At 35.7% G+C, this 13,394-nt stretch carries 14 protein-coding genes; 1 reads left to right on the forward strand and 13 read right to left on the reverse strand.

The features are described 5' to 3' along the window. Positions 1-4: 4 nt before the first annotated feature. The 5 genes from coaD to AB8S09_RS00685 all read right to left on the reverse strand — a co-directional run bounded on the left by coaD (position 5) and on the right by AB8S09_RS00685 (position 5,300). Positions 5-499: a pantetheine-phosphate adenylyltransferase gene (coaD, locus tag AB8S09_RS00665; protein ID WP_294180429.1), complete on the reverse strand. Its 495-nt coding sequence runs from the start codon at positions 497-499 to the stop codon at positions 5-7. Between the two features lie 6 nt (positions 500-505). Continuing rightward, on the reverse strand, positions 506-1,066 hold the full coding sequence (gene rsmD / locus AB8S09_RS00670) for a 16S rRNA (guanine(966)-N(2))-methyltransferase RsmD (RefSeq protein WP_294180427.1): 561 nt from the start codon (positions 1,064-1,066) through the stop codon (positions 506-508). Positions 1,067-1,168: 102 nt separating this feature from the next. Further along, positions 1,169-3,205 (reverse strand): ATP-dependent DNA helicase RecG, encoded by a 2,037-nt coding sequence (gene recG, locus AB8S09_RS00675; protein ID WP_294180426.1) that lies wholly within the window; start codon positions 3,203-3,205, stop codon positions 1,169-1,171. 68 nt (positions 3,206-3,273) lie between these two features. After that, the gene (locus tag AB8S09_RS00680) at positions 3,274-4,932 is read right to left on the reverse strand and encodes a DAK2 domain-containing protein (RefSeq protein ID WP_294180424.1); all 1,659 of its coding nucleotides are present in this window, start codon (positions 4,930-4,932) and stop codon (positions 3,274-3,276) included. 17 nt (positions 4,933-4,949) lie between these two features. Beyond that, positions 4,950-5,300: an Asp23/Gls24 family envelope stress response protein gene (locus AB8S09_RS00685; protein ID WP_294180421.1), complete on the reverse strand. Its 351-nt coding sequence runs from the start codon at positions 5,298-5,300 to the stop codon at positions 4,950-4,952. A 161-nt stretch (positions 5,301-5,461) separates the two neighbouring features. Here AB8S09_RS00685 and rpmB point away from each other — a divergent pair, with 161 nt between their 5' ends. After that, on the forward strand, positions 5,462-5,653 hold the full coding sequence (gene rpmB, locus AB8S09_RS00690; protein WP_294180419.1) for a 50S ribosomal protein L28: 192 nt from the start codon (positions 5,462-5,464) through the stop codon (positions 5,651-5,653). 151 nt (positions 5,654-5,804) lie between these two features. Here rpmB and AB8S09_RS00695 read toward each other — a convergent pair whose 3' ends face one another. Genes AB8S09_RS00695 through rsmB form a run of 8 tightly spaced genes read right to left on the reverse strand, consistent with a single transcriptional unit; the run spans position 5,805 to position 13,393 of the window. Next, a complete protein-coding gene (locus tag AB8S09_RS00695; protein ID WP_294180662.1) occupies positions 5,805-6,053 on the reverse strand; it encodes a hypothetical protein in 249 nt (82 codons plus the stop codon). Positions 6,054-6,080: 27 nt separating this feature from the next. After that, positions 6,081-6,716, reverse strand: coding sequence for a thiamine diphosphokinase (locus AB8S09_RS00700; protein WP_294180417.1), 636 nt, complete (start codon positions 6,714-6,716; stop codon positions 6,081-6,083). 1 nt (position 6,717) lies between these two features. Then, entirely contained in the window at positions 6,718-7,368 is a 651-nt protein-coding gene (gene rpe / locus AB8S09_RS00705) for a ribulose-phosphate 3-epimerase (RefSeq protein WP_294180416.1), read from the reverse strand. A gap of 37 nt (positions 7,369-7,405) precedes the next feature. Further along, entirely contained in the window at positions 7,406-8,272 is an 867-nt protein-coding gene (gene rsgA / locus AB8S09_RS00710) for a ribosome small subunit-dependent GTPase A (RefSeq protein ID WP_369868314.1), read from the reverse strand. Positions 8,273-8,317: 45 nt separating this feature from the next. Continuing rightward, complete coding sequence (gene pknB, locus AB8S09_RS00715; RefSeq protein WP_369868315.1) at positions 8,318-10,282, reverse strand: Stk1 family PASTA domain-containing Ser/Thr kinase; 1,965 nt, start codon at positions 10,280-10,282, stop codon at positions 8,318-8,320. Then, entirely contained in the window at positions 10,257-10,997 is a 741-nt protein-coding gene (locus tag AB8S09_RS00720) for a Stp1/IreP family PP2C-type Ser/Thr phosphatase (RefSeq protein ID WP_294180409.1), read from the reverse strand. The genes pknB and AB8S09_RS00720 overlap by 26 nt, the downstream gene beginning before the upstream one ends. Beyond that, a complete protein-coding gene (gene rlmN / locus AB8S09_RS00725; protein WP_294180407.1) occupies positions 10,951-12,048 on the reverse strand; it encodes a dual-specificity RNA methyltransferase RlmN in 1,098 nt (365 codons plus the stop codon). Before rlmN ends, AB8S09_RS00720 begins: the two co-directional genes overlap by 47 nt. Positions 12,049-12,061: 13 nt before the next feature. After that, entirely contained in the window at positions 12,062-13,393 is a 1,332-nt protein-coding gene (gene rsmB / locus AB8S09_RS00730) for a 16S rRNA (cytosine(967)-C(5))-methyltransferase RsmB (RefSeq protein WP_369868316.1), read from the reverse strand. Position 13,394 lies beyond the last annotated feature (1 nt).

Below are 13,394 nucleotides of genomic sequence, written 5' to 3' on the forward strand. Positions count from 1 at the left end.
TCAATTAATAATTTTTATGCACCTCATCTATTTTTTTAACAATATCAGGTATTATCTCTTCAGGAACCAGGCCTCTTATGCATCCGCCAAACATAGCCACCTGTTTCACCGATGAAGAGCTTAAAAATGAATTCATGGCACTTGACATCATAAATACGGTCTCTATATCGGGATTGAGTTTCTTGTTCATAAGTGACATCTGAAATTCATATTCAAAATCCGATACGGCTCTAAGTCCCTTCACTATAACTTTAATTTTTTTCTCTTTCATAAAATCTATCAACAACCCGCTGAAGCTTTCAACCTTCACATTAGGTATATTTTTTACTACCCTCTTAATCAGGTTAACTCTTTCATCCACATTAAACAGTGCTTTCTTTTCAGGGTTAATAAGTACTCCCACTGTCACTTCATCAAATACTCTAGCTGATCTGTTTATTATATCTAAATGTCCATTAGTTATAGGATCAAAACTTCCTGGACATATTGCCTTGTTCATGTTAAATTAATCCTCCTCGTATTCATAAAAACCTAGGGTAGTTTTTCCATATTTTCTGTGATCTGTTAAAATTATGCCATCAGTTCCCACATACATTTTTTCATCAGTATTGATTTTAGTAACTATAATTCCATCCTGCGCCAATAGGCCTTTCTCTTCAATGGATTCCACCGCTGGTGGAATCATCTCCTTTTTATAAGGAGGATCAATAAATATTATATCAAATACCTCTTCTGCCCTGCCTAATTTTTCAAGAGCCCTGTAGGAATCCATATTCATAGCACTGCATTTTGGCATAAATCCCAGATTTTCTATATTTTTTTGGAGGCAGGAAAATGTATCCCTATCTCTGTCAACCAGAAAGCATTTTTTGGCTCCACGGCTCACAGCCTCAAGCCCAAGGCTTCCCGTCCCTGCAAACAAATCCAATACATTAGAACCGTAAACTCTACTTTGAATTATATTAAACATAGATTCTTTGACTCTGTCCAAAGTAGGTCTTGTAACATCGTATCCTTCAGGAGACAATAATTTTCTTCCTTTAGCAAGGCCTGAAATTATTCTCATAAAACTTCCTCCTATTTGATTTTTCCATATATATTATTTATTCCCTAACATTTTAACATATATATTTGCATTATTCAAAATTTGCCTATATATTCATATAAGTTAATTGAAACTTATGAATCTTGAAGTTCTCTTCAATTTTTTCTGTATTTCATTCCTGATTCTTATATCTTCCGGATCTGAACTTTTCAAAAGTCTTTTAGCCTCTAAATTAGCCCTCCTAAATATATCTATATCATCCACTAAATTTGATAAAACCAGCTCATCTTCACCATGCTGTTTAAGTCCAAAAATTTCTCCTGCCCCTCTTAATTTTAAATCCTCTTCTGAAATAAAAAAACCATCATTGCTGGATTCCATTATTTCCATTCTTTTTCTTATTATGTCATTTTTAATATCTGCAATCAATATACAGTAGGATTTATATTTTCCCCTGCCCACTCTTCCTCTCAGTTGGTGAAGTTGTGCAAGACCAAATCTCTCCGCATTTTCAACTATCATCACCGCCGCATTGGGCACATTTATACCCACTTCTATGACAGTAGTGGACACCATTACCTTAATTTCACCCTTTTTAAATCTATTCATAGTATTTTCCTTGTCCTTGGAGGACATTTTTCCGTATAATATATCCATCGGAATATTTTTAAAATATTTTTCTTTAAGTTCTTCATAGACATCTTCCACCGAACTCAAATCCAGCTGATCATTTTCCTCCACCAATGGACATACTACATATACCTGCCTTCCTTTTTTTATCTCATCAAGGGCAAATCTATACACCTTATCTCTGGAATTCCTATCTCTATAATAGGTATTTATCTTCTGTCTTCCCGCAGGTAGCTCATCTATGGTGGATACATTCAAATCTCCATATAAGTACAGGCTCAGAGTTCTAGGAATAGGTGTGGCTGTCATAACGAGCACATCTACATTTTCCCCCTTGTTGGTAAGTTTGCTCCTCTGCATAACCCCAAATCTATGCTGTTCATCCGTAACCACCATTCCCAGCTTTTTAAACTGCACATCTTCCTGAATTAACGCATGGGTACCTATCAGCAAATCTATTTTTCCCAGCTTCAACTCATGTTTTATCTCATCTTTGTCTTTAGCGGCAGTACTTCCACAAAGCAGCTTTACATTTACCCTGAATTTTTTCAAAAATTTTTTGGCACTTGTATAATGCTGCTTAGCCAATATCTCCGTAGGAGCCATTAGTACCGCCTGATATCCGTTTTTTACCACATTGAATACAGCTATGAGGGCCACTATGGTTTTACCGCTCCCTACATCTCCCTGCAGAAGCCGGTTCATGGGAAACCGCCTTTTTTCATCAATCAATATTTCTCTTATGACCTTATTTTGGGAATCAGTTAGCTCATAGGGAATTTCTTTTTTCAATTCCTTCAATTCCGGGGAAATTTTAAAGGCTATTCCCCTTTTGTTCATAAAGCTGTATTTAAGCATCAATATTTTGAGGGAATATGTAAAAAGTTCCTGAAACTTAAGCCTTTTCTTTCCCTGGTTTAACTGCTCCAAATCGGCAGGAGCATGTATTATGCGTACCGCCCTATCCAAACTGCAGAATCTATATTTGTCAATTATCCACCTTGGGAGGTTTTCCTGTATACTTATTTGACTGAGTACCTCAGATATAAGTTTTATAAATGTATTATTATTTATGCCCGACTTTAAAGGGTATATGGGTATTATCTTCTCTTCCGTACCATTCGACTTGCAGCCATTTACAAGAACAGGGTTTTCCATATAAATCTGTCCTTTAAATTTCTGAATTTTTCCCATTACCCTGTATCTGCCGTCCATTTTAAATTTGTTCTTCATATACGGCTGGTTAAACCATCTTCCTTTAAAAACCGTATTCTCACCTTGAAATATCACCGTGGAAATAATTTTTCCAGTTCTAGTCCTGATATTTCTACATATATTTTTGACTTTACAGTTTACTATAACTTTTCCAGTACTTCCACTTTTCAAATTTGAGCAGCTGGAAATCGTCTCGTAATCCCTTGGAAAATACAGAAGCAAATCCAATATGCTAAATATAAAACACCTGTTTAAATTTCTAGCCGTTACAGTTCCAACCCCTTTTATACTCTTTATATTATCGTATACATCCATAAAATATTCACCTGTTTCCTATACTGCATTTTAATAAATTAAAAGTAAAAAAAGCCCAAGGGCTTTTTTTATTCAACAGATACTATGAAATAATAAAGGGGCTGTTTCCCGTTGTAACACTGTATATCCATGTCTTCATATTTTTTCTCAAGTTTTTTGACAAAATTATTTACCTCCTCCCCATTGCATTTATCACCATAGTATACACTTATGAGTTCGCTGTCATCCCCTATCATTTCATCTATGATATCACTGCATACCTGAAATTTGTCTTTCCCAACTTTGTTTATTTTACCTTCAATAAGCCCCAGTATATCTCCCTGCTTTATATCTTTTTCATCTACATTTGTATCTCTTACTGCAAAAGTCACCGAACCTGTAGTCACCGTAGTCATTGCTTCTTCCATGGCATTTACATTTTCATCCAAATCCACATCCGAATTAAAAGCCGTTATTGCAGTAATTCCCTGTGGTATAGTTTTAGTAGATATTACCCTTACTGTTTTATCCGAAAGCTTTGCGGCCTGGTTAGCTGCCATAATTACATTTTTATTATTAGGCAGTACAAATATATTCTTTGCGTTTATCACATTTATACAATTTAATATATCTTCCGTACTCGGGTTCATAGTCTGACCGCCTTCTATTACGTAGTCGACTCCCAAATCCTTGAATATGCCGTTGATGCCCTCTCCTACGGACACTGAAATAAATGCATATTTTTTGGGCTCAGTTTTCTGTTCATGCTCTTCCTCCCCCTGCTCTTTTTCCGCAGGTGAATTTTCTCTAAAATCATCTATATTTAAAATATGTCTATGCTGCTCTCTCATATTATCTATTTTTATTTTAGACAATTCTCCTAATTTAACTGACTGTGACAAAACCCATCCCGGATCGTTGGTGTGAATATGAACTTTTATTATGTCATCATCTTTTACCACCACCATAGAATCTCCAATTTTTTTCAGCTTATTCTTAAAATCATCTATGTCTGATTTTCGAGAATGTATGATAAATTCCGTGCAATACCCATATTTTATATCCTGTTTGCCCAAATTTTTAGCCGCAGATTGAATCTTTGCACCGTTGATTTCCTTCAAATGAAGACCTTTCATATGGTTTTTCAAAGCTTCATACATTCCCTGAAGTATGATAAGAAGACCCATGCCACCGGAATCCACCACTTTTGCCTTTTTCAATACTGGAAGCATATCCGGAGTTTTATCAAGGACATTCTTGCTGTAATCACACACTTTTTCCAAGAGTACAGTTATATCCTTTTCATTTGATTTTACTGCATTTTCGCCGGCAGCCCTTATGATAGTCAATATAGTACCTTCCGTAGGACGCATAACTGCCTTATAGGCAAATTTTGCCCCTTCCTCAAGCGCATTTGCAAATCCTGCGGAATCCACCTGGGCACTGCCTTCAACACCCTTAGCTATACCCCTAAATATCTGAGAAAGTATAACTCCAGAATTTCCTCTGGCCCCCATGAGTGCACCTTTGGCCAGCTGTTTTCCAATTACATCTATGGATTTTTCATTTACATCAGCTATTTCCAATACCGCATTTCTAAGCGTCATGGACATATTCGTACCCGTATCACCGTCAGGTACTGGAAATACATTTAATGAATTCACAAAATCCTTTTTTTCCTCTAGTTTATTACTGGCATTTACAACCATATTGTAAAAAATCTGCCCATCTATATTTAAGTATCCCATTTTTACAAATTACCTCCCTAGACTCTAACACCTTGAACATTCACTGTAATAGTTGATACCTTAAGTCCTGTATAGTTCTCCAGGTTGTATTTTACCTTTTGTATTATGTTATTTGCAATTACAGATATCTTTGTTCCATACTCTACAATTATATGCAGTTCTATGATCAATTCATTATTTTTAGAGCGAACTTTTACCCCTTTACTTAAATTTTCACCTTTTATCAATTCCCAAAAACCATCCTTAGCACTTTTAGAAGCCATTCCCACTACACCATAACATTCCATGGTGGATAATCCAACTATATTGGCAACTACTTCTTCTGAATAATCTATATATCCATTTTCCTTATCGATACTGCCTATCATTTAAAAACCTCCTCTTTCAATATCATATTTTATAATACCATAAAGGCATTTTACTATTCAAGCCAATACTTAAACTTTAACCAACCCTTGCATGTATCACATGTTCTGTGGTAAAATAATTTATGTTTGAATCATGTAAAACTCTTAAGGAGGTGTTTACAATGTCAAGAAAATGTGATATATGTGGTAAAGGTGTTGCGTTTGGAGTACAATACAGCCATTCACACCGTCAATCCAAAAGAACTTGGTCTCCGAATATAAGAAAAATCAAAGCTATAGTCAATGGTACACCAAAAACTATACATGTTTGTTCGAGATGTCTTCGTTCAGGAAAGGTTAAACGTGCCATATAAAAATAAAAATGCAGTTGTTTAGTTACAATTGCATTTTTTGCGTCTTGTGTTTATTATAAATACGAGATCATTTTCTCCTGGTAAAAAATTTTATAATTGCAGACAGGATACCTGGAAGTTTAAATGCAATAATTTTCATCAAATTACCTCCTTATTTATGATGTTCTATTAGATACCATCCACAATAAATCAATCCAGCACCTGCAGCTATTATCCATCCCCATATGGGAATAATAACTGTCATCAAAAATCCCACACCTATGGACAAAGCTACTAATCCAATTTTTTTCTTTGTTCTTCTTCTGAGTCCCCTCTTTTTCACATCATTATACCTTAAAAATTGCTCTATACTATTATATGCACCAAACAGCATTATTGTTACCACATTTTCAATTGACAATTGTCAGCTGTCAATTGTCAATCGAATTCAGTCTCTGCTTTTCATCAGAAGCAGTCTCCCGCTGTCAAATACTATATCTGCACTTTTCTTCAAAAATTCATTTGATATGGTCCTGCCGTCACCCAACTTCAAGTCATAGTTATCAAGTTTGTACTTTGCACCTATTATACTTAAATTTTTAACTACATCACAATAGGCATACAGTGAAAAAGTTTCACCCTCTTCACCTTCTATTCTGGTGGATTTGTCAACCAGCTCAATAGTATTGTGTTCATCTTTTATATAAGCCTTAACTCCACTTAAATTGCATTTCAAAAGCATACCCAGATTTCCCAAAAGGTGGTCCACTCTGCTTCCTGTAACCCCAAGCAGCACTATTTCATCTGGTTTTAGTCCAAGAGCTTTGTCAATTACAATTTCGGTATCTGTACAGTCCTTAACCTTGGGATATTCTTCTATAATACAACCTTTGTATTTAAAAAAATTTAAGACTTCTCCATCTATGGAATCAAAATCTCCCATGAGATATTTGGGCAGTATGTTATACCTATAAAGGCAATTTCCGCCGCTGTCAGCACATATTAAAATTGAATCTTTATTAAGTTCTCTCTCAAGCAATTTTTTTGAAGGAGCACTTCCTCCTGATACTATAACCACTTTCACGTTAAATTCCCTCTCTCAGCATTTCTATATTGTCTTTTATCCTCCCATTTTTAAATACGGCGGAACCTGCCACTATTACATCCGCACCGTTTTTCACTACATTTCCTATATTGTATTTTGAGATACCGCCGTCAACTTCTATCATCAAGTTTTTGTTATATCTATCTTTTAAATCCCTCACTTCTCTTATTTTTCTAGAACAGTAATCTATGTATTTTTGTCCTCCGAATCCGGGGTTCACAGACATTATGAGAACCATATCCAGATAAGGCACCAGATATTTTAAATTGTCTACCAATGTAGCTGGATTCAACGCCACTGCCGTCTTCACACCTAAACTCCTTATGTAATTCAACGTCCTATCCAAATGACTGTCGGCTTCAAAATGAACCGTTATGATATCCGCACCTGCTTTTGCAAAACTCTCTACATACCTAGAAGGTTCCCGTATCATCAAATGTACATCAAAGGGCAATCTGGTACATTTTCTTATGCTCTGTACTATGGGAACTCCAAAGCTTATATTGGGTACAAAACTTCCATCCATCACATCTATGTGAATTAAATCCGCCCCACATCTGTCCAAAGATCTTATTTCTTCTCCCAATTTGGAAAAGTCTGCCGACAATATGGAAGGTGCTATTTTTACCATTGCGTATTATCTCCTTTTTAATATAAATGTATTTAACTCAATATCTCTCATGTGAAAAAATTTCTTTTAGGACTTTAATATAGAAATTGTATCTTTCACTGCTTATACTTCCTCTTTCCACAGAACTTTTAACAGCACATTTAGGTTCCTTATAATGAAAACATCCTGCAAATTTACACTTTCCTATAGATTTCATAAATTCAGGAAAACAGTATTGAAGTTCTTCTGGAGGTATGTCAGTTGTATCAAGTGAAGAAAAACCAGGGGTATCCACTAGAAACCCCTTTTCAACAACTTCTATCAACTGACTGTACCTTGTAGTGTGTTTCCCCCTGTTTAATTTTTCACTCACTTTACCGGTTTTCATAAGTTCTTTTCCACAAAGGAAATTTAAAATAGTAGATTTTCCTACCCCAGAAGGTCCACATAGAACTGTAACATTTCCGCTTAATTTCTCCCTGACAGCATCAATTCCATATCCTTTTTTTGCACCAAGCTGCAGTATTTCATAACCCACACTTCTTATTCTGTCTACAAGCTCAAGCTCCACTTTATTCTTGGGCAAATCCATCTTATTAAAACACACAATTATCTTTAATCCACTGTATTCACAATTTATGAGAATTCTATTTAAAAGATCTTCATTCATTTTAGGGTGATTAAATGCAAAAATCACCAATACCTGAGTTACATTGGCAACTAAAGGACGCTTTAACTGACTTATTCTAGGATAAATTTTATCAATAACTCCCTGGTCCCTCTCAATACTGATATCGACGTTATCTCCAACCATGGGGGAAAGACCGCTGTATCTAAATTTCCCCCTGGCTTTACATTCAATTGTTCTGTCTTTGGTTTTTATATAATAAAATCCTCCTATGCCTTTTACTACAATTCCCTTCATAATTTCTCCTAATCTAGTTCAATATTGTTTTATACCTCGCCTATTCTATCTTCTGGAATTATTGTAATCACTGTAATTGTAATTTGAGTTACTGCGGTTGCCTGTATTGCTGTTATTGGAATTGTTTCCGCTTCCATTATTACCCTGCTGGCCACCGCCCTGCTGACTGCCGCCGCTCTGCTGGCCACCGCTCTGCTGGCCGCTGCCTGTATTTCCGCCGCTGCTCTGCTGTCCGCTGCCTGCAGTATTACTGCCAGTATTGCTTCCAGTATTACCTTCCTGTGAACCCTGATTGCTGTTCATTCCCTGCTCACCTTGAGGCTGTTTATATACATAATAAGTCAAAGTCACGGAAGTGCCTTCTTTAACCTGCCTTGAAGCACCTACACTCTGATTTGTAACTCCCATATTCTCCTGATTTCTATCGGAAGTTTCCACTGGATTTTCCACAACTTTCAGGCCTGCACCCTGCATTATGGCTTTTGCTTCACTTATACTCTTGCCTGAGACGTCCGGAACTGTCACATATTTTGATTCGGGTCCCTTGCTCACTACAAGATTCACCTTAGTACCATTCTTCACTTTAGAGTCAGCTTCCGGATCCTGGCTTACAACCTGACCTTGAGATACATTATCGCTGTATCTGTAGGAAATATTGCCCACACTAAGACCACTGCTGGTGATAATACTTTTGGCAGTACCCAAATCAATACCCACTACATTTGGAACGCCCATGGTATCGCTGCCTCCACTTATAATCACCCTCACATCTGAATGTATTTTTACTTTAGTACCTGATTTAGGAAAACATTCCAGTACAGTACCTGCAGGTTTATCACTTTTTTGTTTCGCCCCAACTACAAAATTGAGTTTCTTACTTTCCACTAACTTCTTAGCTTGATCCCGTTTCATTCCCACTATATTGGGTACTGAAACTTCCGAAGAATTTCTGCTGAATGCAAAATATCCTGAAACTGCACCTATTACTGTTATCAACACAATCAATGCTATTATAAGTATGGTTTTCTTTTTTTTCGGATCAAGGGCAGGTGACTTGTTTTTTTTCTTCTCCGGCTCAACTTCATCTTCATCATAATCCTCGTCTTCATTTTTATAATTGTCATTTACATCTACAGGATCCATTATCCTCGTCATATCGTCATTCAAATCATCTTCTGCCAAATTAAGCTTTTGATTATTCTCTATTTTTTTTAAATCTACAAGCATATCATCCATGGTCTGATACCTTTTTATAGGTTCCTTTTCCACGGCCTTCAAGATCAATTTATTTAGACCTTCCGGTACGTTTTCATTCAATTTGATGGGGGGAACCACTGGCTCCTGTATATGTTTTAACGCTATGGACACCGGGCTCTCTGCATCATAGGGTACTTTACCTGTAACCATTTCATACATTACTATTCCTAGAGAATAGATGTCCGTTCTAAAATCTACAAAGCTGCCCCTTGCCTGTTCAGGAGAAAAATAATGTGCAGAACCCATTATTTTATTTGAATTGGTTATAGTAACTGAATTAGAAGCTTTTGCAATTCCAAAATCCGTTACCTTTACTATTCCATCTTCCGTTACAAGAATATTATGAGGCTTTATATCCCTATGTATAATATTATTCCTATGTGCACATCTGAGGGCTTTAGCTATCTGAATAGCTATTTCTACTGTTTTCTCCGGAGGTATTCTGACTTCTTCTTTTATTATCTGTTTTAGTGTCTTCCCTGAGACATATTCCATTACAATATAATTTATATCATTCTGGCTGCCCACGTCATATATATTGACTATATTATTGTCCGAAAGGCTTGCTGCTGCCGTAGCTTCCCTTTTAAATTTTTCAACAAATTCCGTATCGCTGGAAAATTGTTCTTTAAGAACTTTCACAGCTACATTTCTATTTAACAGGTGGTCCTTAGCCTTATAGACAACTGCCATTCCACCTTCCCCTATTTTTTCCAACGGTTCATATCTATTTCCTAGCATCGTCCCTATCATCTTTACCCTCTCCTTCAAATACAATAACTGATATATTATCTTTTCCGCCTCTAAGGTTGCTGAGTTCAATTAACTGTTTACATGCATCCTCGTTATTGTTATTCATTATTATATCAAACATTTCATCAGTATTTACCCCATTAGACAAACCGTCAGTACAGAGCATTACCCTGCTGACGTCCCTCAAATCAACCTCAAAGGTATCTATTTTTACGGATAGATTGGTTCCAAGTGCTCTGGTTATTATATTTTTGTTAGGATGACTTGCAGCTTCCTCCTCCGTTATACTGCCTTCATCAACCAACTGCTGCACAAGAGAATGATCTTTAGTGATTTTTACTACACCGTCGTACTTTAAAATATAACATCCACTGTCGCCTACATTAGCTACTACCATCTTCATATCTCTTACTAAACAGGCCGTTATAGTTGTCCCCATCCCAACAAATTCATCATTACTTCTCGACAATTTATAGATCTTTTCATTTGCCAGATTTATAGCTTCCAAAAGGTCCTTTTTCATATCTACCGTTTCCCTAGCTTTTATATTGGAAATAGTTGTCTCAACTGCAATTCTGCTTGCAACTTCTCCTGCATTATGTCCACCCATTCCATCCGCTATCACATATAGATTCAAATTCTTTCCCTTATAGAAATCTGCAAAATCTTCATTTAGCTTCCTTACTTTGCCTACATCTGATAAGATCCCCACCATTTTCTACACCCTTTCTATACCTTTTTGATTCTATATAACTTCTTCTCAATTGCCCACAAGCGGCGTTTATATCCGAACCCATTTCTCTTCTTATAGTAACTTCTACTCTATTATCAACAAGTTTATCATAGAAATCTTTTATATTATTCAGAGAAGATTTTCTAAAATCATTTTCCCTAACTTCATTTACAGGTATCAAATTTACATGACACAGAAGACCTTTTAACAGCCCTATTAAATTTTCAGCACATTGCAAGCTGTCATTTACACCACTTACCAAAGCATATTCAAAAGATATTCTCCTGCCTGTCTTGTCTATATAATATCTGCATGAATCCATTATTTCCCCTATAGAATATCTATTTGCAATAGGCATGATCTTTCTTCTAGTCACATCATCTGTTGAATGCAGAGATATAGCCAACGTGATCTGTAGATTTTCATCTGCCAATTGCCTTATTCTAGGCACTATACCACAGGTAGAAAGAGTTATGTGTCTTTGACCTATATTGAGGCTGTAATCGCAATTTAACATATTTAAAAATTTTAGCACATTGTCATAATTGTCAAGAGGTTCTCCACTTCCCATCAACACTACATTTGATATTCTCTCTCCAATTTCACTTTGAGATTTTAAAACCTGGGCCAATATTTCTCCACTGCTCAGATTTCTCACCATACCATCCACAGTAGATGCACAAAATTTACAGCCCATCCTACATCCAATTTGCGTTGAAACACATATGGAATTACCGTGTTTATATTTCATAACTACTGTTTCTATAACATTTCCATCTCTATATTTATATAAAAACTTAACAGTATCTTTTAATTTTGAACGATAGCTTTTAATCAATTCTGGAATTTCTATATAAAAATTTTCTTTCAATTTCTCAATTAAGGATTTAGGAATGTTGGTCATACAATCAAAATCCCACTGGTTTTTCTTGTAAAGCCAGTTCATTACCTGATTTGCCCTAAACTGGCTTTCGCCGTTATTTTTCATCCAACTTCTCAAGTCTTCCATATTGAAGTCAAAGATATTATACATACATTTATTGCACCTACCTATATTTTATCATTTTTGCAATAAAAAACCCATCTACATTTTCACTGGGAAGTATTGTCATATATCCTCCTCTATTATATATTATATTTTCAAAATCTCCACAGTTTATTTTTTCCAATTTAAATTGAGGATTTTTCCCAATAAACCATCTTATATTTTCATCATTCTCCATCTTATTTAATGTACACGTAGAATATATAAGTTTTCCACTTTTTTTTACATATTTCGAGGCATTGATCATAATATTTCTCTGTATTTTTATTAAATTATTTATAGAATTCTTATTCTTGGTCCATTTGATTTCAGGTTTCTTCCTGATTATTCCAAGCCCCGAACAGGGTACGTCAATGAGCACTCTGTCTGATATGCCCTGAAATTGTTCCACATATTCTTCAGCATCAATTTTATTACAAATAATATTTTTGATTCCCAGTCTATCTGCGTTTTCCCTTACAAGTGCCAATTTATTTTCATGTAAATCACAGGCATATACTTTTCCCGTATCTCCCATCAATTCTGATATGTGGCAGGACTTACCTCCCGGGGCACTGCAGAGATCAAGCACAGTCATGTTTTCTTTTACATCCATAATACGGGCTACCAGCATTGAACTTTCATCCTGAACTGTAATATACCCCCTCTTAAAAAGCGAATTCGACTCTATACTGCTCCCTTTTTTTATAATCAAAGCCTCTCTGCACAGAGTACCTCTCTCAACGTCGTATCCACTTTCTTCAAGCTTATTCCAAACCTGTTTGTAATCTGCCTTTAAACTATTTATTCTAACTGTAATTTTGGGAACAATATTCGAGTTTTTCAATATGGTCTCACCCACACCTTCGCCATACTGGGAAATAAAAAGTTCAACCATCCATCTTGGAAAGGAATACTTAAAACATAACCTTCCTATCTTGTCACCATTTTGTCCAAAGCCCACAATATTCCTCTTCCTTAAATAATTTCTCAGGACACCATTTACCAGTCTCGACAATTTAAATGATTTCCTTTTTGAAAGTTCTACAGCTTCATTTACCACTGCAAACTCAGGTACTTTGTCTAAATACCTCAGTTGAAATATGGATATTCTAAGTATGTTCAATATGTCTTCATCCAATTTGCCAACGCCATTTTTCAAAAAACTGTTCAGTATACTGTCAATCGTATATTTGTACCTCAGAGTTCCATATACTATTTCTGTAATAAATGCCCTGTCCCTTCTATCCAAATTTTCTCTATTCAAGTACTCACTTAAAACTATATTGGAATATGCATTATTGTGCAATACCTTTTTAAGTATTTTAACTGCTGTATTTCTGGAATTTGTCATA

Origin of the sequence: Clostridium lapidicellarium (genome assembly GCF_041224415.1) — a bacterium.
GTDB classification, from domain to species: Bacteria; Bacillota; Clostridia; order Clostridiales; family Clostridiaceae; genus Clostridium_B; species Clostridium_B lapidicellarium.